25 protein-coding genes and 2 tRNA genes are annotated in these 25,489 nt (G+C 52.2%); 17 read left to right on the forward strand and 10 right to left on the reverse strand.

Annotated features, from left to right (window positions below):
* Window positions 1-16: 16 nt before the first annotated feature.
* The 4 genes from folP (at window position 17) to ACMYSL_RS03270 (ending at window position 2,854) form a co-directional block, all read left to right on the forward strand.
* On the forward strand, window positions 17-865 hold the full coding sequence (folP, locus tag ACMYSL_RS03255; RefSeq protein ID WP_182235054.1) for a dihydropteroate synthase: 849 nt from the start codon (window positions 17-19) through the stop codon (window positions 863-865).
* Complete coding sequence (glmM, locus tag ACMYSL_RS03260; RefSeq protein WP_110272865.1) at window positions 858-2,195, forward strand: phosphoglucosamine mutase; 1,338 nt, start codon at window positions 858-860, stop codon at window positions 2,193-2,195. Before folP ends, glmM begins: the two co-directional genes overlap by 8 nt.
* Before the next feature lie 228 nt (window positions 2,196-2,423).
* Window positions 2,424-2,753 carry a preprotein translocase subunit SecG gene (secG, locus tag ACMYSL_RS03265; protein WP_112213566.1) on the forward strand — a complete coding sequence of 110 codons (330 nt, stop codon included), beginning with the start codon at window positions 2,424-2,426 and terminating at the stop codon, window positions 2,751-2,753.
* 14 nt (window positions 2,754-2,767) lie between these two features.
* Window positions 2,768-2,854 (forward strand) — tRNA-Leu (locus ACMYSL_RS03270).
* Window positions 2,855-3,018: 164 nt separating this feature from the next.
* On the opposite strand, the gene argG is transcribed toward ACMYSL_RS03270, so the two are convergent.
* Window positions 3,019-4,362: an argininosuccinate synthase gene (gene argG, locus ACMYSL_RS03275; protein WP_434661349.1), complete on the reverse strand. Its 1,344-nt coding sequence runs from the start codon at window positions 4,360-4,362 to the stop codon at window positions 3,019-3,021.
* Window positions 4,363-4,670: 308 nt separating this feature from the next.
* Here argG and ACMYSL_RS03280 point away from each other — a divergent pair.
* From ACMYSL_RS03280 to ACMYSL_RS03340, 13 genes are all read left to right on the forward strand, one after another.
* Window positions 4,671-4,747: transfer RNA gene (locus ACMYSL_RS03280), tRNA-Met, on the forward strand.
* Between the two features lie 206 nt (window positions 4,748-4,953).
* The gene (gene rimP, locus ACMYSL_RS03285) at window positions 4,954-5,406 is read left to right on the forward strand and encodes a ribosome maturation factor RimP (protein ID WP_142512701.1); all 453 of its coding nucleotides are present in this window, start codon (window positions 4,954-4,956) and stop codon (window positions 5,404-5,406) included.
* Between the two features lie 27 nt (window positions 5,407-5,433).
* Entirely contained in the window at window positions 5,434-6,921 is a 1,488-nt protein-coding gene (nusA, locus tag ACMYSL_RS03290; protein ID WP_110272868.1) for a transcription termination factor NusA, read from the forward strand.
* Between the two features lie 24 nt (window positions 6,922-6,945).
* On the forward strand, window positions 6,946-9,636 hold the full coding sequence (gene infB / locus ACMYSL_RS03295; protein ID WP_112213568.1) for a translation initiation factor IF-2: 2,691 nt from the start codon (window positions 6,946-6,948) through the stop codon (window positions 9,634-9,636).
* 91 nt (window positions 9,637-9,727) lie between these two features.
* Window positions 9,728-10,129 carry a 30S ribosome-binding factor RbfA gene (gene rbfA, locus ACMYSL_RS03300; protein ID WP_110272870.1) on the forward strand — a complete coding sequence of 134 codons (402 nt, stop codon included), beginning with the start codon at window positions 9,728-9,730 and terminating at the stop codon, window positions 10,127-10,129.
* Complete coding sequence (truB, locus tag ACMYSL_RS03305) at window positions 10,129-11,073, forward strand: tRNA pseudouridine(55) synthase TruB (protein WP_181484730.1); 945 nt, start codon at window positions 10,129-10,131, stop codon at window positions 11,071-11,073. The genes rbfA and truB overlap by 1 nt, the downstream gene beginning before the upstream one ends.
* A gap of 147 nt (window positions 11,074-11,220) precedes the next feature.
* A complete protein-coding gene (gene rpsO / locus ACMYSL_RS03310) occupies window positions 11,221-11,490 on the forward strand; it encodes a 30S ribosomal protein S15 (protein ID WP_004106090.1) in 270 nt (89 codons plus the stop codon).
* A 241-nt stretch (window positions 11,491-11,731) separates the two neighbouring features.
* A complete protein-coding gene (gene pnp, locus ACMYSL_RS03315) occupies window positions 11,732-13,867 on the forward strand; it encodes a polyribonucleotide nucleotidyltransferase (RefSeq protein WP_112213570.1) in 2,136 nt (711 codons plus the stop codon).
* 107 nt (window positions 13,868-13,974) lie between these two features.
* Complete coding sequence (nlpI, locus tag ACMYSL_RS03320; RefSeq protein ID WP_110272873.1) at window positions 13,975-14,859, forward strand: lipoprotein NlpI; 885 nt, start codon at window positions 13,975-13,977, stop codon at window positions 14,857-14,859.
* Window positions 14,860-14,961: 102 nt separating this feature from the next.
* Entirely contained in the window at window positions 14,962-15,042 is an 81-nt protein-coding gene (yrbN, locus tag ACMYSL_RS03325; protein ID WP_085903200.1) for a protein YrbN, read from the forward strand.
* On the forward strand, window positions 15,035-17,005 hold the full coding sequence (locus tag ACMYSL_RS03330; RefSeq protein ID WP_304253744.1) for a DEAD/DEAH family ATP-dependent RNA helicase: 1,971 nt from the start codon (window positions 15,035-15,037) through the stop codon (window positions 17,003-17,005). The genes yrbN and ACMYSL_RS03330 overlap by 8 nt, the downstream gene beginning before the upstream one ends.
* Before the next feature lie 145 nt (window positions 17,006-17,150).
* Complete coding sequence (gene mtr / locus ACMYSL_RS03335; RefSeq protein ID WP_181484733.1) at window positions 17,151-18,395, forward strand: tryptophan permease; 1,245 nt, start codon at window positions 17,151-17,153, stop codon at window positions 18,393-18,395.
* A gap of 98 nt (window positions 18,396-18,493) precedes the next feature.
* Window positions 18,494-19,435 (forward strand): LysR family transcriptional regulator, encoded by a 942-nt coding sequence (locus ACMYSL_RS03340; RefSeq protein WP_434661352.1) that lies wholly within the window; start codon window positions 18,494-18,496, stop codon window positions 19,433-19,435.
* Here ACMYSL_RS03340 and ACMYSL_RS03345 read toward each other — a convergent pair.
* The 9 genes from ACMYSL_RS03345 to mdcC form a co-directional block, all read right to left on the reverse strand.
* Complete coding sequence (locus ACMYSL_RS03345; RefSeq protein ID WP_434661354.1) at window positions 19,398-19,829, reverse strand: HutP family protein; 432 nt, start codon at window positions 19,827-19,829, stop codon at window positions 19,398-19,400. The genes ACMYSL_RS03340 and ACMYSL_RS03345 overlap by 38 nt on opposite strands.
* Window positions 19,830-19,872: 43 nt before the next feature.
* The gene (gene madM, locus ACMYSL_RS03350; protein ID WP_112213575.1) at window positions 19,873-20,643 is read right to left on the reverse strand and encodes a malonate transporter subunit MadM; all 771 of its coding nucleotides are present in this window, start codon (window positions 20,641-20,643) and stop codon (window positions 19,873-19,875) included.
* Window positions 20,643-21,038, reverse strand: a complete 396-nt coding sequence (gene madL / locus ACMYSL_RS03355) for a malonate transporter subunit MadL (RefSeq protein WP_434661355.1) — start codon at window positions 21,036-21,038, stop codon at window positions 20,643-20,645. Before madL ends, madM begins: the two co-directional genes overlap by 1 nt.
* A 266-nt stretch (window positions 21,039-21,304) precedes the next feature.
* Window positions 21,305-21,523, reverse strand: coding sequence for an acetyl-CoA carboxylase biotin carboxyl carrier protein subunit (locus ACMYSL_RS03360; RefSeq protein ID WP_434661356.1), 219 nt, complete (start codon window positions 21,521-21,523; stop codon window positions 21,305-21,307).
* Window positions 21,524-21,543: 20 nt separating this feature from the next.
* Window positions 21,544-22,230, reverse strand: coding sequence for a malonate decarboxylase holo-[acyl-carrier-protein] synthase (mdcG, locus tag ACMYSL_RS03365; RefSeq protein WP_434661357.1), 687 nt, complete (start codon window positions 22,228-22,230; stop codon window positions 21,544-21,546).
* On the reverse strand, window positions 22,227-23,330 hold the full coding sequence (locus ACMYSL_RS03370; protein WP_434661358.1) for an acyl carrier protein: 1,104 nt from the start codon (window positions 23,328-23,330) through the stop codon (window positions 22,227-22,229). Before ACMYSL_RS03370 ends, mdcG begins: the two co-directional genes overlap by 4 nt.
* Before the next feature lie 18 nt (window positions 23,331-23,348).
* Window positions 23,349-24,230, reverse strand: coding sequence for a biotin-independent malonate decarboxylase subunit gamma (mdcE, locus tag ACMYSL_RS03375; RefSeq protein ID WP_434663931.1), 882 nt, complete (start codon window positions 24,228-24,230; stop codon window positions 23,349-23,351).
* Window positions 24,230-25,159, reverse strand: coding sequence for a biotin-independent malonate decarboxylase subunit beta (locus ACMYSL_RS03380; protein ID WP_434661359.1), 930 nt, complete (start codon window positions 25,157-25,159; stop codon window positions 24,230-24,232). Before ACMYSL_RS03380 ends, mdcE begins: the two co-directional genes overlap by 1 nt.
* Entirely contained in the window at window positions 25,152-25,484 is a 333-nt protein-coding gene (gene mdcC, locus ACMYSL_RS03385; RefSeq protein WP_110272885.1) for a malonate decarboxylase acyl carrier protein, read from the reverse strand. Before mdcC ends, ACMYSL_RS03380 begins: the two co-directional genes overlap by 8 nt.
* Between the last annotated feature and the right edge of the window lie 5 nt (window positions 25,485-25,489).

Here is a 25,489-nt window from a genome sequence, read left to right on the forward strand (position 1 = left end):
ATTCAGGGATTTTGTGATGAAACTCGTAGCCCAGGGTTCGACCCTCGATCTCTCTCATCCACATGTGATGGGGATTCTCAACGTTACACCGGACTCGTTCTCCGACGGCGGAACCCACAATACGTTGGTGGAAGCGGTTAAGCATGCCAATCTGATGATCAATGCAGGGGCAACTATCATTGATATCGGCGGAGAATCGACACGTCCGGGGGCTGCGGATGTTAGCGTTGAGGAGGAGCTGGCACGAGTGATTCCGGCGGTGGAAGCGATTGCTCAGCGCTTTGAAGTGTGGATTTCCGTTGATACCTCGAAGCCGGAAGTCATTCGCGAGTCAGCGCGGGTCGGCGCGCATATCATCAATGATATTCGTTCGCTTACGGAGCCAGGTGCGCTGGAAGCGGCAGCCGAAACCGGGTTGCCAGTATGTCTCATGCACATGCAGGGACAGCCGAAAACAATGCAGGAAGCGCCAAAGTATGCCGATGTCTTTGCTGATGTTGAGCGCTTTTTTGTCGAACATATTGTGCGTTGCGAGCAGGCTGGTATCTCAAAAGAGAAATTGCTGCTCGACCCGGGATTCGGTTTCGGTAAAAATCTTTCTCATAATTATGAGCTGCTTGCCCGGCTTGGGGAATTCCATCATTTCGGTCTCCCGCTACTGGTAGGTATGTCGCGTAAGTCAATGGTAGGTCAGTTACTTAATGTTGGGCCGACAGAGCGCCTGAATGGTAGCCTGGCTTGCGCAGTCATTGCAGCAATGCAGGGCGCGCAGATTATCCGCGTCCATGATGTCAAAGAAACGGTAGAAGCGCTGCGCGTGGTGGAAGCTACCCTGGCCGCTAAGGAAAATAAACGTTATGAGTAACCGTAAATATTTTGGGACTGATGGTATTCGTGGCCGCGTAGGCGACGCGCCGATTACGCCGGAATTTGTATTGAAGCTAGGCTGGGCGGCAGGAAAAGTGCTGGCACGCCATGGATCGCGTAAAATTATTATAGGTAAAGATACTCGTATTTCTGGCTATATGCTGGAGTCTGCGCTGGAGGCCGGTTTGGCTGCCGCGGGGCTATCTGCTTCCTTTACCGGGCCGATGCCAACTCCGGCAATCGCCTATCTGACGCGTACGTTCCGTGCCGAAGCCGGGATTGTGATTTCCGCCTCGCATAATCCGTTCTATGACAATGGTATTAAATTTTTCTCCATCGAGGGCACTAAGTTACCGGATGAAGTTGAAGAAGCCATTGAAGCCGAGATGGAAAAGGAGCTCACCTGCGTAGATTCTGCAGAACTGGGTAAAGCCAGCCGTATTGTTGATGCCGCAGGTCGCTATATTGAATTTTGTAAGGGAACCTTCCCGAACGAGCTGAGCCTGAATGCTCTGAAAGTTGTGGTCGATTGTGCCCATGGGGCAACTTACCATATTGCCCCAAGCGTTTTCCGTGAGCTGGGTGCTCAGGTTATTACAATGGGCTGTGAGCCTGATGGCCTCAATATCAATGAAGAAGTTGGGGCGACAGATGTTCGTGCTCTACAGGCCCGCGTATTGGCAGAAAAAGCTGACTTGGGTATTGCTTATGATGGTGATGGCGACCGCGTCATTATGGTTGACCATGAAGGCAACAAAGTTGATGGTGACCAGATTCTCTACATCATTGCCCGTGAAGGGTTACGTCAGGGGCAGCTACGAGGCGGTGCCGTTGGGACACTCATGAGCAACATGGGTCTGGAGCTGGCGCTCAAACAGCTAGGTATTCCTTTTGTTCGTGCAAAAGTAGGGGACCGCTATGTACTGGAGAAACTTCAGGAGAAAGGCTGGCGTATCGGTGCGGAGAACTCTGGTCACGTGATTCTGTTGGATAAGACCACGACGGGGGATGGTATCGTCGCCAGCCTGCAGGTGGTTGCGGCAATGGCGCGTAACCACATGAGCCTGCATGACTTATGCAGTGGTATGAAAATGTTCCCGCAAATTCTGGTCAATGTCCGCTTTACTGAAGGCAGCGGTAATCCACTGGAACATGAACATGTGAAAGCGGTAACTGCAGAAGTGGAAACCGCGCTGGGTAACCGGGGGCGTGTGTTACTGCGTAAATCAGGAACTGAGCCGCTGATTCGTGTGATGGTAGAAGGTGAACATCAAGAGCAGGTACATGAGTTTGCTCATCGTATCGCTGATGCAGTTAAGAGCGTTTGATATATCTGGCTAAGTGATTAAAAAGGCGGCGCTTGTCGCCTTATAATCGACAAATAAACGTTTTTTGCTGTTTTTTTCCGCACTTGATACAATGCGCTGAAATTGCCCTTGCGAAGGTCATTCGCTTTGGTTAGTATTCACACCCGCTTCAGTGGGAAACATAAAAACGTCCCGCTTTATTGGTCGAAGCACTTGGTATGCGGCGAATCCGCAAGGAACAGGTTGATTATGTACGAAGCTCTTTTAGTTGTTTTCCTTATTGTGGCGATTGGCCTGGTTGGTCTGATTATGCTGCAGCAAGGTAAAGGCGCTGATATGGGAGCCTCCTTCGGAGCAGGCGCTTCCGGCACGTTGTTTGGTTCTAGTGGTTCAGGTAACTTCATGACCCGCATGACAGGCATTCTTGCTGCGCTGTTCTTCATCATCAGTCTGGCGCTGGGTAACATCAACAGCAACAAGACCAATAAAGGAAGTGAGTGGGATAATCTGAGTGCTCCAAAAACTGAGCAAACTCAGCCGACAGCTCCGGCCCAGCCGAGCAGTGATATCCCGCGCTAATAAATAGTATCCGTACCGAGGTGGTGGAATTGGTAGACACGCTACCTTGAGGTGGTAGTGCCCTAACGGGCTTGTGGGTTCGAGTCCCATCCTCGGTACCAATATTTCGAAGAAAAGACGCTGAAAAGCGTCTTTTTTTTCGCCTGAAAAAGAGTAATGGATGCATGCCAGGTCATACTCTCCGCTCAAGTATCATTAGCCGTATGTTTAGATTTCGTGCATAAAAAAGGCCGCAGGTGCGGCCTTCTGTACTTTATCAGTTTGATTACTTGCTCTTGTTTTCCAGATTTTCCACCTGCGGTAAACCAGTGGCGGAAGATGCGGTCAGCAAACCAGACTGCGCATAACCAAACAGCTTCTCACGGGTATCGGTAATATCCAGATTACGCATCGTCAACTGACCGATACGGTCTTCGGCAGAGAACATCGAATCACCTTTTTCCATGGTCAGTCGCTCTGCTTTGTAGGTCAGGTTGTCAGAGACGGTGTTAAGGATGGAATAGTCGTTACCGCGACGTAGCTCAAGAGTAACTTCGCCAGTAATTTGGCTTGCTACCCAGCGCTGCAACGCATCACGCAGCATCAATGCCTGGGAATCGAACCAGCGACCTTGATACAACAGACGGCCCAACTGGCGACCGTGTGCGTGATATTGCTCAATAGTATCTTCGTTATGGATACCGGTCAGCAGACGCTCGTACGCAATATGCAGCAGCGCCATTCCGGGTGCTTCATAAATTCCGCGGCTCTTCGCTTCGATAATACGGTTTTCAATCTGGTCGCTCATACCCAAACCGTGACGACCGCCGATACGGTTAGCTTCCATCATCAGCTCAACGTCATCACTGAAGGTCTGTCCGTTCAGCGCCACTGGATGACCCTGTTCAAAACGAATGATGACTTCTTCTGCTGGGATCTTCACGCTCTCATCCCAGAACTTAACACCCATGATTGGATTGACAATTTTGACGCTGGAGTTCAGAAACTCAAGGTCCTTGGCTTCGTGCGTTGCACCCAGCATATTGGAGTCAGTGGAGTAGGCTTTTTCAACGGACATTTTGTAATCGAAGCCACAGGAAATCATAAACTCGGACATTTCCAGGCGGCCGCCTAACTCATCGATAAAGTCGCTATCCAGCCATGGTTTGTAAATTTGCAGCTCGGCGTTGGTTAGCAGGCCATAACGATAGAAGCGTTCGATATCGTTGCCTTTATAGGTGCTACCGTCGCCCCAGATGTTTACTCCATCTTCTTTCATCGCGGCAACCAGCATGGTGCCAGTGACAGCGCGACCCAAAGGCGTCGTGTTAAAGTAGGTCAATCCACCGGTGGTGTTATGAAATGCACCACACTGAATGGCGGCGATGCCTTCAGCGACCAGTTGCTTACGGCAGTCGATCAGACGAGCGCCTTCTGCACCATATTCTTTAGCACGACGAGGAATGGCATCATAATCGTCTTCGTCTGGCTGGCCGAGGTTGGCGGTATATGCATAAGGGACTGCGCCTTTTTTGCGCATCCAAAGCAGTGCGGCACTGGTATCCAGTCCACCAGAGAAAGCGATACCAATACGTTGACCAACCGGGAGATGCTTGAGAATCGTCGTCATAAAATAAAACCCTGCTAGATAGACTGTGGTGAGTTCGACTCAACAATCTTAATTGCATGTTTATGCATTAATTGTGAGTTTTCATTTAATCATCTTTTGCTGGAGACAGGAAGGGGCTGATTGTTTTTTTACTAAAAAACCCCTGAAATACCAGTACAAACGAAAACCGGATAATGTGAAATTCATGTTGACAAAATATATGATGTATCAATATAATTCACCACGATTTTATGTCCCGTCCTCGGTACCAAATCCCAGCAGTATTTGCGTCTTTTACTCAAAGCGAGTAAAATATGCCACGTTTCAGGCGCGGGGTGGAGCAGCCTGGTAGCTCGTCGGGCTCATAACCCGAAGGTCGTCGGTTCAAATCCGGCCCCCGCAACCACTTTCCCATTAAGTACTTTTTCAAATATACTGTGAGGACCGGGTCCTTCGTAGCCGAATTTGAAAGAATTCTTCTGGAAAGTGTTCCAGATCGCAGCTGCGATCTCAGGGTTCAGTTATCTAAAGCCCCGATTTATCGGGGTTTTTTGTTATCTGACTTCAGAATAACTGGGCTATACGCCCTTTTTTTATGTCTTGGGGGTGGGTTTGTCCACATTAGAGCAAAAATTAACAGAGATGCTCACTGCGCCAGTTGAAGCGCTTGGCTTTGAGCTGGTTGGCATCGAATTTATTCGCAGTCGCACATCCACACTGCGCATCTATATTGATAGTGAAAATGGCATCAATGTTGATGATTGTGCTGATGTGAGCCACCAGGTCAGTGCTGTCATGGATGTCGAAGACCCGATCACCGTCGCTTATAACCTGGAGGTTTCTTCCCCAGGTCTTGAGCGTCCAATGTTTACCGCCGAACACTATGAGCGTTTCTCCGGTGAAGAGGTTTCGCTGGTTCTGCGCATGGCGGTACAAAACCGACGCAAATGGCAGGGCATTATCAAAGCGGTAGACGGTGAGATGATCACGGTAACCGTCGAAGGCAAAGATGAAGTGTTCGCGCTGAGTAACATCCAGAAGGCGAACCTGGTTCCCCACTTTTAACAGTCTGGATTGAGGTGAAAGGCCCCGATGAACAAAGAAATTTTGGCTGTTGTTGAAGCCGTTTCCAACGAAAAGGCGCTGCCACGTGAGAAGATTTTCGAAGCGTTGGAAAGTGCGCTAGCAACGGCTACCAAGAAAAAATACGAGCAAGAGATCGATGTTCGCGTAGAAATCGACCGTAAAAGCGGTGATTTCGATACCTACCGTCGCTGGTTGGTCGTCGAAGAAGTGACAATGCCGACTCGTGAGATCACGCTGGAAGCTGCACGCTACGAAGACGAAAGCATGAATCCTGGCGACTACGTCGAAGATCAGATCGAATCCGTCACTTTTGACCGTATCACTACACAGACAGCGAAGCAGGTTATCGTACAAAAAGTGCGTGAAGCCGAGCGTGCAATGGTCGTCGATCAGTTCCGTGAGCACGAAGGTGAAATTATCACCGGCGTAGTGAAAAAGGTGAATCGCGACAATATTACGCTGGATCTGGGCAGTAATGCTGAAGCTGTGATCCTGCGTGAAGATATGCTGCCGCGTGAAAACTTCCGTCCGGGCGATCGTATCCGTGGTGTACTGTATGCAGTACGCCCAGAAGCACGCGGCGCTCAGCTGTTTGTCACCCGTTCTAAACCAGAAATGCTGATCGAATTGTTCCGCATCGAGGTTCCAGAAATTGGTGAAGAAGTTCTCGAAATTAAAGCCGCCGCTCGCGACCCTGGCTCTCGTGCTAAAATCGCAGTGAAAACCAACGATAAGCGTATTGACCCGGTCGGTGCTTGTGTAGGTATGCGCGGTGCGCGCGTTCAGGCAGTTTCAACTGAGCTGGGTGGTGAACGTATCGATATCGTTCTTTGGGACGATAATCCGGCGCAGTTCGTGATTAACGCGATGGCACCGGCTGACGTTGCGTCTATCGTGGTGGATGAAGACAAACACACCATGGATATCGCAGTAGAAGCAGGCAATCTGGCGCAAGCGATTGGTCGTAATGGTCAAAACGTGCGTCTTGCTTCGCAACTGAGTGGTTGGGAACTCAACGTTATGACCGTTGACGACCTACAGGCTAAGCATCAGGCTGAAGCCCATGCAGCAATTGATACCTTCACTAAATATCTTGATATTGATGAAGATTTCGCCACACTGCTGGTTGAAGAAGGTTTCGCCACTCTGGAAGAACTGGCCTACGTGCCAATGAAAGAACTGCTAGAAATTGACGGTCTGGATGAATCCACCGTTGAAGCACTTCGTGAGCGTGCGAAAAATGCGCTGACCACGCTGGCTCTGGCTAAGGAAGAAAGCCTGGGAGACAGCAAACCTGCAGATGATTTATTGAATCTGGAAGGTTTGGATCGTTCTCTGGCATTTACCCTGGCTGCCCGTGGTGTTTGTACGCTGGAAGATCTCGCCGAGCAGGGCATTGATGATCTGGCTGATATCGAAGGCTTAACTGACGAAAAAGCCGGAGAGCTCATCATGGCCGCACGTAATATTTGTTGGTTCGGCGACGAAGCGTAATAAACTGTAGCAGGAAGGAACAGCATGACAGATGTGACCATTAAAGCGCTGGCCTCAGAAATTCAGACCTCTGTGGATCGCCTGATACAGCAATTTGCTGATGCAGGGATTCGCAAATCGGTTGATGATTCTGTGACCGCGCAAGAGAAGCAAACCTTGTTGACGCACCTGAACCGTGAACACGGCTCGGCGCCCGACAAGCTGACGCTGCAGCGCAAAACGCGCAGCACGTTAAATATTCCAGGTACCGGTGGAAAGAGTAAATCGGTACAAATCGAAGTCCGCAAGAAACGCACCTTTGTGAAACGCGATCCGCAAGAGGCTGAACGCCTTGCCGCGGAAGAGCAGGCGCAGCGTGAAGCGGAAGAGCAAGCCCGTCGTGAGGCAGAAGAATCGGCCAAACGCGAGGCGCAATTAAAAGCTGAACGTGAGGCCGCAGAACAAGCTAAACGTGAACTCGCTGAGAAAGCGAAACGTGAAGCCGCGGAAAAAGACAAAGTGAGCAATCAACAAACCGACGATATGACCAAAACCGCCCAGGCTGAGAAGTCCCGCCGCGAGAACGAAGCTGCGGAGCTGAAGCGCAAATCGGAAGAAGAAGCACGCCGCAAACTTGAAGAAGAAGCGCGCCGTGTAGCGGAAGAAGCACGCCGTATGGCTCAAGAAAATGAAAAGAACTGGACTGAAACTCCAGAAACCCCTGAAGAAACTACCGACTATCACGTAACGACTTCTCAGCATGCGCGTCAGGCTGAAGATGATAACGATCGTGAAGTAGAAGGTGGTCGTGGTCGTACCCGTAGTACTAAGGCTGCGCGTCCGGCGAAGAAAGGTAATAAACACGCTGAGTCTAAAGCCGATCGTGAAGAAGCCCGTGCTGCTGTTCGCGGTGGCAAAGGCGGCAAGCATCGTAAAGGTTCTGCTCTGCAACAAGGTTTCCAGAAGCCAGCTCAGGCAGTTAACCGTGATGTTGTGATTGGCGAAACCATCACCGTTGGCGATCTGGCGAACAAAATGGCAGTCAAAGGCTCTCAGGTCATCAAAGCAATGATGAAATTGGGCGCAATGGCTACCATCAACCAGGTCATCGACCAGGAAACCGCACAGCTGGTTGCCGAAGAGATGGGCCACAAAGTGACCCTGCGTCGTGAGAATGAGCTGGAAGAAGCGGTAATGAGCGACCGTGATACTGGCGCTGCGGCTGAACCGCGGGCACCGGTTGTGACCATCATGGGTCACGTCGACCACGGTAAAACTTCTCTGCTTGACTATATTCGTTCAACTAAAGTCGCATCCGGCGAAGCGGGTGGTATTACCCAGCATATCGGTGCTTATCACGTTGAAACTGATAACGGTATGATCACCTTCCTGGATACCCCGGGTCACGCCGCATTTACTTCCATGCGTGCTCGTGGTGCGCAGGCGACAGATATTGTTGTTCTGGTTGTTGCTGCCGATGATGGCGTTATGCCGCAGACTATTGAAGCTATCCAGCACGCGAAAGCGGCGCAGGTTCCTTTAGTCGTTGCGGTAAACAAAATCGACAAACCAGAAGCCGATATGGATCGCGTTAAGAACGAACTGTCCCAGTACGGTGTTATGCCGGAAGAGTGGGGCGGCGAAGCGCAGTTCATCCCTGTATCTGCAAAAGCGGGTACCGGCATTGACGATTTGCTGAATGCTATCCTGCTGCAGGCTGAAGTTCTGGAACTGAAAGCGGTTCGCAATGGTATGGCGAGCGGCGCGGTTATCGAATCCTTCCTTGATAAAGGTCGTGGCCCGGTTGCTACCGTTCTGGTTCGTGAAGGCACGCTGCATAAAGGCGATATCGTTCTGTGTGGCTTCGAGTATGGTCGCGTTCGTGCAATGCGTAACGAACTGGGTCAGGAAGTACTGGAAGCGGGTCCGTCCATTCCGGTTGAAATCCTCGGTCTGTCCGGCGTTCCGGCTGCCGGCGATGAAGTGACCGTTGTTCGTGACGAGAAAAAAGCGCGTGAAGTTGCGTTGTATCGTCAGGGTAAATTCCGCGAAGTTAAGCTGGCGCGTCAGCAGAAGTCTAAACTCGAGAACATGTTTGCTAACATGACCGAAGGCGAAGTTCACGAAGTGAACGTCGTACTGAAAGCGGACGTTCAGGGTTCTGTGGAAGCGATCTCCGATTCTTTACTGAAACTGTCTACCGACGAAGTGAAAGTGAAGATTATCGGTTCCGGCGTAGGTGGTATCACCGAAACCGACGCAACCCTGGCGGCTGCATCCAACGCTATTCTGGTTGGCTTTAACGTACGTGCCGATGCATCTGCTCGTAAAGTTATCGATGCGGAAAGTCTGGATCTGCGCTACTACTCCGTCATCTATCATCTGATCGACGAAGTGAAAGCGGCAATGAGCGGCATGCTGTCTCCGGAACTGAAACAGCAGATTATTGGTCTTGCTGAAGTGCGTGATGTGTTCAAATCACCGAAATTCGGTGCCATCGCGGGCTGTATGGTTACCGAAGGGACGATTAAACGTCATAACCCAATCCGCGTACTGCGTGACAACGTGGTTATCTATGAAGGCGAGCTGGAATCCCTGCGTCGCTTCAAAGATGACGTTAACGAAGTCCGTAACGGCATGGAATGTGGTATCGGTGTTAAGAACTACAACGACGTTCGCGTTGGCGATATGATCGAAGTGTTCGAAATTATCGAGATTCAACGTACCATCGATTAATCGTTTAGTAGGCCGGGGAAGCGCAGCGCCACCCGGTTATACAAAATTAAAGGGGGCCGCGTGGCCCCCTTATTTGTCTGGAGAATTTATTATGGCGAAAGAATTTGGTCGCCCGCAGCGCGTAGCTCAGGAGATGCAAAAAGAGATTGCTATCATCCTGCAGCGCGAAATTAAAGACCCGCGCCTGGGCATGATGACGACCGTTTCCGGCGTGGAAATGTCTCGCGATCTGGCCTATGCCAAAGTGTTTGTTACCTTTCTGAACGACCAGGATGAAGCCGCTGTAAAAGCGGGTATCAAAGCGTTGCAGGAAGCATCCGGTTTTATCCGCTCGCTGCTGGGGAAAGCAATGCGCCTGCGTATCGTTCCTGAGCTGACGTTCTTCTACGACAACTCATTAGTCGAAGGAATGCGCATGTCGAATCTGGTAACCAGCGTGGTGAAGCATGATGATGAACGTCGTGTGAACCCGGACGACAGCAAGGAGGACTAATGAGTCGTCCTCGTCGTCGCGGTCGTGATGTGCACGGCGTATTGTTGCTGGATAAACCGCAAGGTGCGTCCAGTAACGACGTGCTACAGAAAGTAAAACGTATTTATAACGCCAACCGGGCCGGGCACACTGGCGCACTGGATCCGCTTGCGACCGGTATGCTGCCGATTTGCCTTGGGGAAGCGACCAAGTTTTCCCAGTATCTGCTGGATTCTGATAAGCGCTACCGTGTGATTGCTAAGCTTGGTCAGCGTACTGATACTTCTGATGCTGATGGGCAGGTCGTGGAAGAACGTGCGATGACCTTTAGCGCGGAACAGCTTGCTGCGACACTCGACAGTTTCCGTGGGGAAACCCAGCAGGTGCCGTCGATGTATTCGGCGCTGAAATACCAGGGGAAAAAACTGTACGAATATGCCCGTCAGGGGATTGAAGTACCGCGTGAATCACGACCAATTACAGTCTATGAGCTACTGTTCATCCGTCATGAAGGTGATGAACTTGAACTGGAAATTCACTGTTCTAAAGGTACCTACATTCGCACAATTATCGATGATCTAGGTGAGAAACTCGGTTGCGGTGCGCATGTGATTTTCCTGCGTCGTCTAGCGGTCAGTAAATACCCGGTTGAGCGGATGGTGACACTGGAGCAGCTGCAGGCTCTGGTTGAGCAGGCTAATACGCAAGATATTCCAGCAGCGCAGCTTTTGGACCCGTTACTGATGCCAATGGACAGTCCCGCTTCGGATTATCCGCTGGTTAATATTCCGGAAACTTCGGCAGTATACTTTAAAAACGGTAACCCCGTTCGTACCTCGGGCGCGGGGCTGCACGGATTAGTTCGCGTAACCGAAGGTGAAGAAGAAAAGTTTCTTGGCATGGGTGAGATTGACGACGAAGGCCGTGTGGCTCCCCGTCGGCTGGTGGTTGAATACCCTGCCTGAGTGCTTTTCTTGCGATAAAAGGCTGCTGCGAGTAGAATATCGCCGCTTAATGCCCGCCAAAGTGTTTTAACATTTTCGGGTGTTATATCAGGGGTTGCTGAATTAGAGATCGGCACCCTTTCTTTCTTTTAATTTTGGAGTTTGAAAATGTCTCTAAGCGTTGAAGCTAAAGCAAAAATCGTTTCTGAGTTTGGTCGTGGCGAAAACGACAGCGGTTCTACTGAAGTTCAGGTTGCCCTGCTGACTGCACAGATCAACCACCTGCAGGGTCACTTTGCAGAGCACAAAAAAGATCACCACAGCCGTCGTGGTCTGCTGCGTATGGTTTCTCAGCGTCGTAAACTGCTCGACTACCTGAAACGTAAAGATGTTGCACGTTACTCTTCGCTGATTGAGCGTCTGGGTCTGCGTCGCTAATTCTGCGAGTTTCAGAAAAGGGGCCTCACGGCCCCTTTTTTCGACCGGGCGGCAGCAATTCACTGGAAACTCATGTATTGTTGCTATTAATGATCTTCGTGCAGAGGTTCGCGCGGCTAATGAGAGGCTTCATCCGCAGGGGCGGGTAAAGGTTGTCATTAGTCGCGAGGATGCAGGGGATCGGGTCATTAGATATCGTATCGTGGATACGATGTCATCGATATATAAAAAGGATAGAACTTTGCTTAATCCGATCGTTCGTAAATTCCAGTACGGCCAACATACCGTAACGCTGGAAACTGGCATGATGGCGCGTCAGGCAACTGCCGCCGTAATGGTAAGCATGGATGACACTGCGGTATTTGTTACCGTTGTTGGTCAGAAAAAAGCGAAACCAGGCCAGGACTTCTTTCCGCTGACCGTTAACTATCAGGAGCGTACCTACGCTGCTGGCCGTATCCCGGGTAGCTTCTTCCGTCGTGAAGGCCGTCCGAGTGAAGGCGAAACGCTGATCGCGCGTCTGATTGACCGCCCGGTTCGTCCGCTGTTCCCGGAAGGCTTCGTTAACGAAGTCCAGGTTATTGCAACTGTCGTTTCCGTTAACCCGCAGGTTAATCCGGATATCGTGGCAATGATTGGTGCATCCGCTGCCCTGTCTCTGTCCGGCATTCCGTTCAACGGCCCTATCGGCGCTGCACGTGTTGGTTATCTCAATGACCAGTACGTACTGAACCCGACTCAGGACGAGCTGAAGGAAAGCAAGCTGAACCTGGTTGTTGCCGGTACAGAAGGCGCTGTGCTGATGGTTGAATCCGAAGCAGAACTGCTGAGTGAAGACCAGATGCTGGGTGCTGTTGTGTTTGGTCACGATCAGCAGCAGGTTGTTATCCAGGCGATCAACGACCTGGTAAAAGAAGCCGGTAAACCACGTTGGGATTGGCAGCCTGAAGCCGTAAACGAAGCGCTGAATGCGCGCGTTGCTGCGCTGGCTGAAGCACGCCTGAGCGATGCTTACCGCATCACTGACAAACAAGAGCGTTATGCTCAGGTTGACGTGATCAAATCTGAAACCATCGCTACTCTGGTTGCGGAAGATGAAACCCTGGACGCTAACGAACTGGGTGAAATCCTGCACGCTATCGAGAAAAACGTTGTTCGTAGCCGCGTACTGGCAGGTGAGCCGCGTATCGATGGTCGCGAAAAAGACATGATCCGTGGTCTGGACGTTCGTACTGGCGTACTGCCACGTACTCACGGTTCTGCACTGTTCACCCGTGGCGAAACTCAGGCGCTGGTTACCGCGACCCTGGGCACCACCCGTGATGCACAGAACCTCGACGAGCTGATGGGCGAGCGCACTGACAACTTCCTGTTCCACTACAACTTCCCTCCGTACTGCGTAGGCGAGACTGGCATGGTTGGTTCTCCGAAGCGTCGTGAAATCGGTCATGGTCGTCTGGCGAAACGCGGCGTGCTGGCAGTGATGCCGGATCTGGACAAATTCCCGTACACCGTACGTGTTGTGTCTGAAATCACCGAATCCAATGGTTCTTCTTCCATGGCTTCCGTGTGTGGTGCTTCTCTGGCGCTGATGGACGCAGGTGTGCCGATTAAAGCCGCCGTTGCGGGTATCGCGATGGGTCTGGTGAAAGAAGGCGAGAACTTTGTTGTTCTGTCTGACATCCTTGGCGATGAAGATCACCTGGGCGATATGGACTTCAAAGTGGCGGGTACCCGCGATGGTATCTCTGCGCTGCAGATGGATATCAAAATTGAAGGTATCACCAAAGAGATCATGCAGGTTGCTCTGAACCAGGCTAAAGGTGCGCGTCTGCACATCCTGGGTGTGATGGAACAGGCGATCAACGCGCCGCGCGGCGACATCTCTCAGTTCGCTCCGCGTATCCATACCATCAAGATCAGCCCGGACAAGATCAAAGACGTTATCGGTAAAGGCGGTTCTGTTATTCGTGCTCTGACCGAAGAAACCGGCACTACTATCGAAATCGAAGATGACGGTACTGTGAAGATCGCAGCGACCGACGGTGAGAAAGCGAAGTATGCTATCCGTCGTATCGAAGAGATCACTGCTGAGATCGAAGTTGGCCGTATCTACAATGGTAAAGTGACCCGTATCGTTGACTTTGGCGCGTTTGTTGCCATTGGCGGTGGTAAAGAAGGTCTGGTTCATATTTCTCAAATCGCCGATAAGCGCGTTGAGAAAGTGACTGATTACCTGCAGATGGGTCAAGAAGTACCGGTTAAAGTTCTGGAAGTTGACCGCCAGGGCCGTGTCCGTCTGAGCATTAAAGAAGCAACTGAACAAACTCAGCCTGCGAACGCGCCGGAAGCTCCGGCCGCTGAACAGGGCGAGTAAGGTTGCCGTTTGCCCTCCGCATTGCGGAGGGCGTATTACGGGCAGGACGCCTTGTTTGCAGCCGGGGAACTGGACGTTCATCCAATCGTTGTCTTCGGGAGTGGGAAATGAAGCCTTTTTTGCGCTGGTGTTTCGTGGCGACAGCTCTCACGCTGGCAGGATGCAGCAATTCTGCCTGGCGTAAGGACGCAGTCCTCGCGGTGCCATTGCAACCGACTTTGCAGCAAGAAGTGATTCTGGCGCGCATGGAACAAATTCTTGCCAGTCGGGCTTTAACCGATGACGAACGCGCACAGCTTTTATATGAGCGCGGAGTGTTGTATGATAGTCTCGGTCTGAGGGCATTAGCGCGAAATGATTTTTCACAAGCGCTGGCAATCCGACCAGATATGCCTGAAGTATTCAATTACTTAGGCATTTATTTAACGCAGGCAGGCAATTTTGACGCTGCCTATGAAGCGTTTGATTCTGTACTTGAGCTTGATCCAACTTACAACTACGCGCACTTAAATCGCGGCATCGCTCTGTATTACGGTGGTCGTGCTAAGTTAGCGCAAGATGATCTGCTGGCGTTTTATCAAGACGATCCCAATGATCCTTTCCGAAGCCTGTGGCTTTATCTCGCTGAGCGTAAGCTCGATGAGAAGCAGGCGCTTGAAGCACTGAGGCAGCGCTTAGACAAGTCGGACAAAGAACAATGGGGATGGAACATTGTCGGGTTCTACCTTGGCGACATTAGCGAAAAAGAGCTAATGGACCGCCTGAAGGCAGACGCAACGGATAACACCTCGCTCGCTGAGCATCTCAGTGAAACCAACTTCTATTTAGGTAAGTACTACCTAAGTCTGGGGGACAAGGACAGCGCTACGGCACTGTTCAAACTGGCGGTCGCAAACAACGTTCATAACTACGTTGAGCACCGATACGCATTGTTGGAATTATCGCTCTTGGGCCAGGAGCAAGATGACCTGGCAGAATCGGACCAGCAATAGCTGACGAACACATCAGCCCAATTTTTTTATTGCCATCACCTTAACGGGTGAGGGCGTTGTTGTTCGTTAATACACCTACTTTGAGCCGGTTCACACTTTTCAATGAAAATTACCGTAAATTTTCACGATGAGTTATGTAGACTGGCCGCCATTAATTTTGAGGCACACGTACTACATGGCTGAATTCGAAACCACTTTTGCAGATCTGGGCCTGAAGGCTCCCATCCTTGAAGCGCTTAACGATCTGGGTTACGAAAAACCATCTCCGATCCAGGCTGAGTGCATTCCGCATCTTCTGGGCGGCCGTGACGTTCTGGGTATGGCCCAGACGGGTAGCGGTAAAACCGCAGCGTTTTCTTTACCGCTGCTGAACAACCTTGATCCTGAGCTGAAAGCGCCACAGATTCTGGTGCTGGCACCGACCCGCGAACTGGCGGTACAGGTAGCCGAAGCAATGACGGATTTTTCTAAACATATGCGCGGCGTAAACGTGGTTGCCCTTTACGGCGGCCAGCGTTATGACGTGCAGCTACGCGCACTGCGTCAGGGGCCACAAATCGTTGTCGGTACCCCGGGTCGTCTGCTGGATCACCTGAAACGCGGTACGCTGGATCTCTCTAAACTGAGCGGTCTGGTACTGGATGAAGCTGACGAAATGCTGCGCATGGGCTTTATCGAAGACGTAGAAACTATTATGGCGCAGATCCCGGAAGGTCATCAGACCGCTCTGTTCTCCGCCACCATGCCGGAAGCGATTCGTCGTATTACCCGCCGCTTTATGAAAGAGCCGCAGGAAGTTCGCATCCAGTCCAGCGTCACTACTCGCCCGGACATCAGCCAGAGCTACTGGACTGCTTACGGTATGCGTAAAAACGAAGCGCTGGTGCGTTTCCTGGAAGCGGAAGATTTTGATGCGGCGATTATTTTCGTGCGTACCAAAAACGCGACCCTGGAAGTGGCTGAAGCGCTGGAGCGTAGCGGTTATAACAGCGCAGCGCTGAACGGTGACATGAACCAGTCCCTGCGCGAGCAGACTCTGGAACGTCTGAAAGATGGCCGTCTGGATATTCTGATTGCAACCGACGTGGCAGCACGTGGTCTGGACGTTGAGCGTATCAGCCTGGTTGTTAACTACGATATCCCTATGGATTCTGAATCTTACGTTCACCGTATTGGTCGTACCGGCCGTGCGGGTCGCGCGGGTCGTGCTCTGCTGTTCGTTGAGAACCGCGAGCGTCGTCTGCTGCGTAACATTGAACGCACTATGAAGCTGACTATTCCAGAAGTAGAGCTGCCGAACGCAGAACTGCTGGGCAAACGTCGTCTGGAAAAATTCGCCGCGAAAGTTCAGCAGCAGCTGGAAAGCAGCGATTTGGATCAGTACCGCGCGCTGCTGGCAAATATTCAGCCGTCAGCTGAAGGCGAAGAGCTGGATGTTGAAACTCTGGCCGCAGCATTGCTGAAAATGGCTCAGGGTGAGCGTCCGCTGATCCTGCCGCCGGATGCGCCGATGCGTCCTAAGCGCGAGTTCCGCGATCGTGACGATCGTTTCGAACGTCGCGGCGACCGCAATGACCGTGGTCCGCGTGGCGATCGTCCTGAGCGTAGTGGCGAAGATCGTCCGAAGCGTGAGCGTCGTGAAGTTGGCGATATGGAGCTGTACCGCATTGAAGTTGGCCGCGATGATGGTGTTGAAGTTCGTCATATCGTTGGTGCTATTGCCAATGAAGGCGACATCAGCAGCCGTTATATCGGTAACATCAAGCTGTTCGGTACCCACTCGACTATCGAGCTGCCGAAAGGTATGCCGGGCGAAGTATTACAGCACTTTACTCGTACTCGCATCCTGAACAAGCCGATGAACATGCAGCTGCTGGGTGATGCTCAGCCGCGTCCAGACCGTGGCGGTGAACGCCGTGGTGGTGGTGAGCGTCGTGAAGGTGGCCGTAGCTTCGGTGGCGGCGGTGAACGTCGTGAAGGCCGTGGTTTCAGCGGCGAGCGTCGTGAAGGTGGTCGTGGTGATGGTCGTCGTTTCAGCGGCGAGCGTCGTGACGGTGGTAACCGTGCGCCGCGCCGCGATGATGCTGGTGCTGCTCCGCGTCGTGATGACTCCGCAGGCCGTCGTCGTTTCGGTGGCGATGCGTAATTAGCGTTATCCGCTAACGTAAAGTAAATGATACAGCCCCGATCTTTATGATTGGGGCTTTTTTTATTTCTTTTGTACTCGTGTACTGGTACAGTGCGTCACATTAATAATGAGATAAAGTATTTTCGACTGGAGATTTCGGCAAATGGCGACACTTACCACTACGGCAACCCGACCGTCCTTGTTTGGCGGCGTGGTGATTATCGGCGGGACAATTATTGGCGCGGGTATGTTCTCGCTGCCGGTGGTCATGTCCGGTGCGTGGTTTTTCTGGTCGCTGGCAGCACTGGTTTTTACCTGGTTTTGCATGCTGCATTCCGGGTTGATGATCCTTGAAGCGAACCTGAATTATCGGATTGGTTCCAGCTTCGATACCATCACGAAAGATCTGCTTGGTAAGGGTTGGAACCTGATTAATGGCGTGTCGATAGCCTTTGTTCTTTATATTCTGACCTACGCCTATATCTCTGCCAGCGGCTCGATCCTGCATCATACTTTTGCGGAAATGTCGTTGAACGTTCCGGCTCGAGCCGCAGGCTTTGGTTTTGCGCTGCTGGTTGCGTTTATCGTCTGGTTGAGTACTAAAGCGGTGAGTCGAATGACGGCCATTGTGCTGGGCGCGAAGGTCATCACCTTCTTTCTGACCTTCGGCAGCCTGCTGGGACACGTTCAGCCGACAACATTGTTTAACGTCGCCGAACAAAATGCTTCGTATATGCCGTACTTGCTGATGACGCTGCCTTTCTGCCTGGCATCTTTTGGCTATCACGGCAACGTGCCGAGCCTGATGAAGTATTACGGCAAGGATCCACGCACTATCGTTAAGTGCCTGGTTTACGGTACGCTGCTGGCGCTGGGTCTGTATGTGGTTTGGCTGTTGGTGACGATGGGTAATATCCCGCGTCCAGAGTTTGTTGGCATTGCACAGAAGGGCGGTAATATTGATGTGCTGGTTCAGGCACTGAGTGGCGTACTGAACAGTCGTAGTCTGGATTTGCTGCTGGTCGTGTTCTCAAACTTTGCCGTTGCCAGCTCATTTCTCGGCGTGACCCTCGGCCTGTTCGACTATCTGGCAGATCTGTTCGGTTTCGACGATTCCGCGTTGGGTCGTTTTAAAACTGCGATTCTGACCTTTGTTCCGCCGATGATTGGTGGCCTGCTGTGGCCGAATGGTTTCCTGTATGCCATCGGATATGCGGGTCTGGCAGCCACAATCTGGGCGGCAATTGTACCGGCGCTGTTAGCTCGCGCATCGCGTAAACGCTTTGGTAGCCCGTTGTTTCGCGTTTGGGGTGGAAAGCCGATGATTGCGCTGGTTTTACTGTTCGGTCTGGGTAACGTCATCGTGCATTTCCTGTCGAGTTTTAATGTATTACCGACTTATCAATAATTGAATTTATAGCCGAGCCAGATTTAACGATCTGGCTCAAAAAATATTCTCTTAATTTCTCTTACTATAAATATTGTCTTGAATAAGGGAATATTTATATGCTGAATAATGATATTACTCTGCGGAAACTCGAGATCTTCCTTAGCTATATGGAATCGATGAATATATCGAAAACAGCAGAGCTGATGAACATTTCATCCGTTAGCGTCCATCGTGCTCTTCATTCACTGGAGGATAATTTACGCTGCCCTTTGTTTACCCATAATGGTCGAAATCTTCATCCTTTGCCTGGTGCATGGGTTATGCAGAAACAAGCTCGGGAAGTGATTAACTCGATGGAGCGATGTATTTATCTTACTCGCGAAGCCTCTGGATATCACACTCAGGTTCTACGATTGGGATTACTATATTCACTTGTATTAAAGACTGCACCACAAATTGTCCAGGGGCTAAAAAAACGCTGTCCGGATCTTACGATTGAATTCATCATGAACTCTAATAAGAAATTACTAGAAGCCCTTAACGAAGGGAAGATTGATGCAGTCCTGATTTCGACACCCGATGATTACAACGTTCAGCTATTCGAAACATGGACAATATTCTCTGATTCAATTTTCCTTGCGGTACCGGTTACGGATGCTGATAGTTTATCTACGCCTGTTGATTTACGGCATCTGCAAAATAAAAAATTTATTGCCTTAAGCGAAGGTTTTGCCACTTGGCGAGGTTTTCAGGAGGCGTTTCAGATTGCCGGATTTACCCCTGATATTACCGTTCGGGTTCATGATGTATTTTCATTGATGAGTATGGTTAATGCCGGAGTGGGTTATACCTTGATCCCCGGGCGAATGAGCGGATTGTTCAGAAGCGGAATTCGCCTGCTGCCGCTGCAGGAGCCCTATCGGATGGAGCAGGAAATCTCGCTGGTCTTCCCTCGTAGTCAGGAAAATCACCCTGGCTTGCTGTCTTTGTTAGCCGAGTGCCGAATGTATGCAAGGCAGCTTATGATGGAGAAAAACAACACAGAGAAAACCCCATGAGCTCCTGGCTTAGCCGTTGATATACCACCGTTTCGCCGTAAATAGAGACGGCAAGCCATCGCGGATTACTCACCAGGGCGATTTTGATTCTGATACGATCGCCATTAATATTGTTGGCTAAGGCGTGGCTAAGCGCCTGATGGCTGACCTGGCATAGTGTAAAGATGGCGGTCTCTTGCCGGGTAATAATCTGGTGCTTAAAGGCGCAGCCAATGACGCAGCGCTGTAGCTTAGCTTTTATCTCATCTGATGCTCCCGCCATAAAAGCAAAACCGACCTTATGTTCAGGCTTATCGGTCGTTAGTTTCTGACGAAAATTCTCTTCATCTTCTTGCGTGCAAAGTGAGGCCAGAAGCGCAATTTGCCCAGGCTTCATACGCTGGAATGAATACATAGATATCCCTTGTGCCTGCCGCGATGGCAGCAGGCGTGTGTTATTAAAAGAAGGGGGTTAAAGAGAGATAGAGCGCTGAGGGCGCCAGCAGACATCCGAGCCCGGTATAAAACGTCGCCGTCATCGCACCATAGGGAACCAGTTTTGGGTCGGTCGCGGCCAGACCTGCGGCAACGCCGCTGGTGGAACCCATTAACCCGCCGTAAACAATAGCGGCTGCTGGTGAATTTAAACCTGCGGCTTTCGCTACCAGCGGCGTTAAGATCATGACAGCAATGGATTTAATGACGCCAGCGGCGATGCTGAGTGCGATAACATCAGAACTCGCGCCGAGCGCTGCGCCAGTCACCGGGCCAACGATAAAGGTCACGGCCCCGGCACCGATGGTCGCCATACTGATCGCATCCGTATAGCCAAAAGCCCATGCGACAATTGCGCCAAGGTAAAAAGAGAGCACGGTTGAGATAACCAATGCCAGCGCGCCTGCAATACCGGCTTTTTTCAGCTCTTCAAGCTTTACGCCGAAGGCGGTAGAGATGATGGCGAAATCGCGGAACATGCCGCCGCCCATCAGTGCGATACCGCTGAAGAGGCTGATGTCGGCAATGCCCTTTTTACCTCCGGTCAGCTCCCCGCCAAGCCACGCCAGCAGTAGCCCGGCGACGATCGCGATAGCCGAACTATGAATCTTGCCGCGAAGCAGATGCGTTGAGATCCAGCTTGCTGCCCAGCACACGATCCCCACCACGACAAAGGCGGTAATCAAGCCGTTGCTGGTGAAGTTACCGGTAAGAATCTTTGTAAGCTGCTCCATTATTTGCATTCCTCGCTAACGACGGAACTTCCCTGAACGCCACGACCGCCGATTTTGCTTAACGGTTTAATCAGCAGGAAGCCGATGAAAACGGCTCCCAGGCCTGCAATGAGCGCAACCGGGCCGCCTTTGAGCGCGGCAATAACATTTTGGTTTGCGGACATAGCGACGACTATCGGAATATACATTGCATTCCAGAAACCGACTCCTTGTTCAGCCGGTTTCGATAGTAATCCTTTTTCCGCCAGCTTTTGCGAAGCGACTACCAGAAATAACATGGCAAAGCCAATACCGCCGATATTGGCCGAAATACCCAGCAGCAGGCCCAGAAGATCGCCGATGATTAATCCGGCGAACATGCACAATCCCATTAACATCAATCCGTAAATAATCATGATGTTTCTCTTTGTCTATCCATACTAAAAGCGAATAACACAAAGCGGTTTGATGATACCCGCATTGGGGAAATGATAAGAAAATAAACCAGCGGCTTTTAGCATAGCGATTTTTATTTGCAGACATTCATAAGAACACAATTTTTCTCAGTCACTATGATCTATCATATCAGCAAGCGAAGCGCTTACTGATATGACATTAACATAGAAATAATCTCACAATAGAATGTCGCATTGTTTTTTAATTAAATGCGTACTAACTCACTTTACTCTGCAACGATTTCAAATAATACCATGCCTGGGTTGATGCGGTCTCCCGTATTAACCGCGAGCGTTTTTAATATTCCGCTCTCAGGTGAGGCAACAGGCATCTTCATTTTCATCGCTTCCAGCACAATAACCACCTGGCCTTTTTCGATTTTATCCCCTGCTGCCGCTTTCACTTCATCAACCACGCCCGGGACTTTTGATTTAACTTCTGACATATTAATTTCCTTTGATATATTTAACGGAAAGATGTTCTCATTGCTGCCGCGATCTGTTGTCGCGATATTAATTGAACATCATTCTCACCTTTAGCCAGCAGAGTTGAGTTTCCACTGAACCATTCTTTGATATTGATGGCGTATCCATCGGATAAACACATCTCACCATCGATACGTAACTGAAATTGCCGTTCTATATTGCATACGCTGGCCCAGCATTCGTTAAGGCCCATCAATGAGCTGGGAACAAGACGGATATCCAGATCGGAATGAGCATCAGTCCATTGCCATGGGGTAACGATTTCCAGTGCCACCGACCCCCATACCCCAAGCTGAATTTCCGGCCAGCGCCACCCCTGAGCTAACGCATTAAATGCACGTATCGCATCAGTGCGTCCGGCGACCGAAAGCGAGGCCGTTTGCTCTGGCGTTGAGGTACGCGTTATTGCCGATGACGCCACCTCCGTAGCCAGACGTAAACGCCGCTCTTGCCAGCGCAGAGGGAAACAAAAGCCCAGTGGAGTCAGCTCTTCATGCCGTTCGCCACGACGCACAATCCCCGGCAGCGACCCGCTCAACAGACATTCCCGAACTTGTCGCCGAAGCTCGGCTGGAAGCTTGCTGAATGTACTCTCGAGCCGTGCCGCAATAGCATCCAGCGCCGAAGGTTCCAGCCAGCACAGGGTATGCCGTTGCAGGGGCATCATCGTGCTTTACACCACGCCGGATCGTTTTTCGCCTGCTGCTGCAAATCCCGTTGTGCCTGTAGCAGAGCGTCGAACTGGGCCGTTGCCTGAGGGCCGATAATATCGACAGGCGCGACTCCTGCAGTACATTCGCCGGGGATCATTTTTGGCCAGAGCCGGATATGCGTTGCGCCAGCTTCGGTTTTCAACTGCGTCGAGACGTGACAAATTCGCCCCTTGATGCGCAAGATCGTCCGCGCTGTGCGTTCAACTATCTCCCGACTTTGCGCAGTGGTTGCCATCACCACCATGTCGTACTCCGGCGTGGTGCGCTGGCGTTTCCAGGTCTGGATTTTCCCCTGCGGATTGCAAAGATGCCCGCTTACAGCGAGGGGAAAACTGTCGCCAGTTGGCAAACCGCCCACCACGACCTCCCGCCAGTCGCCACCCTGCGGAGCGTGGACCAGCGAAATATCCTCGCGTAGCGGGACGCCATCAAGCACCAGCCAGCCGAACTCCTGACAGCCATAAATATCGTGCAGCGCATAGCCCAGCGAAGCCGCCAGCGGAACCAGCTCTTCATCCAACGGCGTTCCCGCCGTTATCAGCGTCAGCTTTTTCGGCAACCTGTCCGCCAGATCCATCTTCAGCGCCTGCTCCAGGGTAGCGCGTAAAAATGAGGACTCTCCCACCACCACGTCAGGCGACTGCTGGCACAGGGCGATAAGCAGCGCATCCCGGCAGGAGCGGGATAAAAACGACCAGTGAAGGCCGCTCTCGTCCAGCGCCTGGCGAGTAAACACGTTGACCAGCGGCGCATAGGTCACCAGTATATTTTGCCCTGGGGCTATGCCGCATATCGCCAGCGCCCGTTTTCCGGCGGCGGCGCGCAGCGTTAGCTCGCTGTGCGTGACGCCGACGATATTCTGAAACGCGCTGCTGCCGGTAGTGAAGGTGACCAGCGCCAGGTTGAGCGGCGTATGGATCTCTTCAATAACGTGCGCCGCTGTCGGGCCGGCAATGCCTTTGTCGTTCAGCGTCCGGCGCGGCATCTCTTCAAATGAAGGAATACCGGGCTGCGCCTGGACCAGCCATTCGAGCGTGGCGATGGGATCGTTCATATTACTTTTCCCCCTATATCAGTCGGGCAGATAACGCGCCGCCACTTGCTGATATTCATCGTGCATCTGCGCCAGAATGACGCCACGCATTTTTCTGCCGCCGCGCTCTTCGCCGGAGAGCCCGCGGCCCTGCGGACCGGTGGCCTGAATACCCACGTCCTGTTTTTGCCGGCGCACATCGCCAATATGCCGAACAATTGCTTCTCTCATCGCTGGGATGGTTTTGATTAACTCCTCCACGCCGCCCAGTTGCCAGAAGAACTCAGGACCTGCCGCAAAGACCGGGTTGCTGCGGGAGAGTTCGCTCAGGCGTTCCACATCCTGACGCGTAATACGGGCGATGCTGCTTAGTGGCATAACGTGAATCATGGTGCCGAATTCTGAGGTCAGGCTGAGGATATGGTCGGCCTGCAGGCCGTGGCACAGAAACGCGCCGCTAATGGCGCGACCAATTACCATAGCGATAATCGGGTGCCCGGCATGGCGCGCTTCGGCCAGCGCCAGCTGATACGCGCCGGTCGCTTTATTCATGCCGATAATCTCTTCCAGTTTGCCTGGCCCGTTCCCCGGAGTATCGACAATCAGCACCAGCGGGCGTTTTTCGCCAGCGGGCTTGTCTTTATCCATCGCCAGCGTGCGGTAGACCGCCAGCGCCATTTTGTAGCCCTCTTCCAGACCGATGATCCCCGCATAAACGACCGGGAAGCGCGGATTGAAGGTCATGGCGTCGTTGGCGATCACCGTGCAGATTTCACCGTTGATGCGTGCGCTGCCGACAACGGCACCGGGGCCGTAGTCGTCGCAGGGCAGGTTGAGTTCCGCCAGCGCGTTTTCGGCAAAGCTGCCTTCATCGACAATCAGGTCGATGGCCGCACGCCCCTGACCGAGTAAATTTTCCATCATGCTTCCTCCACGGACAGGCGTTGGACATTGCTCAGGAAGGTCTCCAGGCTCATATCAACCAGCGATTGCGGGGCAGGATTTCCTGCTACCGCCCACACATCGCGCGCATCGGTCGGCGCAAGCTCGTTGATTTTCTGCGTCAGCGCCATCTGTGCGCGGACTTTTGCCTCACTGCCAATTCGGCGCATTGCTTCAATATCGGGCCAGGATAAATCGGCAATTTGCGCAGCCTGCTGGTGGAAGGCATCCAGCGAGTCGGCAATCAGGTAATTGCAGTCGCCGACGATGTATTTATGCTTGCCGCCGGTAGTGCGGAACACCAGCGCGCGGTCAGAGGCGTCGAACTCGCTGCGGCCCATCTCCTGCTCGATAACTTCCGGCCCGGTCAGCCCGAGGCGGCCTGATTCGCTCATGACGATCAGGTCCGTCGCGGCGGCGACAAAGCCCATACCGCCGAAGCAGCCGATCTTGCTGCCGATCAGCGCCACTACCGGTACGCGACCGCGCAGGGTTTGCAGCATATCCATACATTCGGCATGGGCGAGCAAACCGGCGTTGGCTTCATGCAGGCGCACGCCGCCGGTTTCAAAGGAGATAAGCACGACGGGGCGACGTGCCGGGTCGCGGGTCTGCGCCGCCAGTTCGTCGGCCAGCATCAGTGCGCCGACCATCTTCGCGCCGCCGACTTCGCCGACGGAGCCGCCGATGAAACGCCCTTCTTGCGAGATAACGATGGCCGGATGCTGGCCGAGCAGGCCAATACCGGTAACTACGCCGTCATCGAACTCCACGGCTTCGCCCAGCACCGGCAGATGCGGGCTGACCTGCTTTGCCGCCGGGCCGATAAGCTCGGTAAATGTGCCTTTATCCACCAGCCCTTCGGCGCGAACGCGAGCGCTGGCTTCCAGAAAACGCAGGTCACTCATAATGGTTTTCTCCCGGCATGGCCTGTTGTAATGCTTGTTGAATTCGTAACGCCACGACCGCAGGCGTCGCGTTGTTATCGTTGATGCTGACCTGCATATCGCCCAACGGACCGTTATCGAGAAAACGGGTGAGGACGATTTCCCAGATAGCGTCGAACCCGGTGACCGGCGTACAAATGCTGATGTCGATTCCGCCTGCCAGGGCTTTGGGTTCCAGCAAAACTTCCAGATCGCCGGAGCCCACGATGCCGCAGTGCACGGTTTGCGGCAGGGACGGACGGTCGCTTTTGCCGCTGAAATGCTGTGATATTTGATGTAGAGCCATTTGCT

The sequence above is a fragment of the Klebsiella sp. MISC125 genome (genome assembly GCF_051131775.1).
Lineage (GTDB): Bacteria > Pseudomonadota > Gammaproteobacteria > Enterobacterales > Enterobacteriaceae > Klebsiella.

Coding starts and splice junctions, on each gene's coding strand:
- folP (WP_182235054.1), top strand. CDS start 17: ATGAAACTCGTAGCCCAGGGTTCGACCCTCGATCTCTCTCATCCACAT.
- glmM (WP_110272865.1), top strand. CDS start 858: ATGAGTAACCGTAAATATTTTGGGACTGATGGTATTCGTGGCCGCGTA.
- secG (WP_112213566.1), top strand. CDS start 2,424: ATGTACGAAGCTCTTTTAGTTGTTTTCCTTATTGTGGCGATTGGCCTG.
- argG (WP_434661349.1), bottom strand. CDS start 4,362: ATGACGACGATTCTCAAGCATCTCCCGGTTGGTCAACGTATTGGTATC.
- nusA (WP_110272868.1), top strand. CDS start 5,434: ATGAACAAAGAAATTTTGGCTGTTGTTGAAGCCGTTTCCAACGAAAAG.
- infB (WP_112213568.1), top strand. CDS start 6,946: ATGACAGATGTGACCATTAAAGCGCTGGCCTCAGAAATTCAGACCTCT.
- rbfA (WP_110272870.1), top strand. CDS start 9,728: ATGGCGAAAGAATTTGGTCGCCCGCAGCGCGTAGCTCAGGAGATGCAA.
- truB (WP_181484730.1), top strand. CDS start 10,129: ATGAGTCGTCCTCGTCGTCGCGGTCGTGATGTGCACGGCGTATTGTTG.
- rpsO (WP_004106090.1), top strand. CDS start 11,221: ATGTCTCTAAGCGTTGAAGCTAAAGCAAAAATCGTTTCTGAGTTTGGT.
- nlpI (WP_110272873.1), top strand. CDS start 13,975: ATGAAGCCTTTTTTGCGCTGGTGTTTCGTGGCGACAGCTCTCACGCTG.
- yrbN (WP_085903200.1), top strand. CDS start 14,962: ATGAAAATTACCGTAAATTTTCACGATGAGTTATGTAGACTGGCCGCC.
- ACMYSL_RS03330 (WP_304253744.1), top strand. CDS start 15,035: ATGGCTGAATTCGAAACCACTTTTGCAGATCTGGGCCTGAAGGCTCCC.
- mtr (WP_181484733.1), top strand. CDS start 17,151: ATGGCGACACTTACCACTACGGCAACCCGACCGTCCTTGTTTGGCGGC.
- ACMYSL_RS03340 (WP_434661352.1), top strand. CDS start 18,494: ATGCTGAATAATGATATTACTCTGCGGAAACTCGAGATCTTCCTTAGC.
- ACMYSL_RS03345 (WP_434661354.1), bottom strand. CDS start 19,829: ATGTATTCATTCCAGCGTATGAAGCCTGGGCAAATTGCGCTTCTGGCC.
- madM (WP_112213575.1), bottom strand. CDS start 20,643: ATGGAGCAGCTTACAAAGATTCTTACCGGTAACTTCACCAGCAACGGC.
- madL (WP_434661355.1), bottom strand. CDS start 21,038: ATGATTATTTACGGATTGATGTTAATGGGATTGTGCATGTTCGCCGGA.
- ACMYSL_RS03360 (WP_434661356.1), bottom strand. CDS start 21,523: ATGTCAGAAGTTAAATCAAAAGTCCCGGGCGTGGTTGATGAAGTGAAA.
- mdcG (WP_434661357.1), bottom strand. CDS start 22,230: ATGATGCCCCTGCAACGGCATACCCTGTGCTGGCTGGAACCTTCGGCG.
- ACMYSL_RS03370 (WP_434661358.1), bottom strand. CDS start 23,330: ATGAACGATCCCATCGCCACGCTCGAATGGCTGGTCCAGGCGCAGCCC.
- mdcE (WP_434663931.1), bottom strand. CDS start 24,230: ATGGAAAATTTACTCGGTCAGGGGCGTGCGGCCATCGACCTGATTGTC.
- ACMYSL_RS03380 (WP_434661359.1), bottom strand. CDS start 25,159: ATGAGTGACCTGCGTTTTCTGGAAGCCAGCGCTCGCGTTCGCGCCGAA.
- mdcC (WP_110272885.1), bottom strand. CDS start 25,484: ATGGCTCTACATCAAATATCACAGCATTTCAGCGGCAAAAGCGACCGT.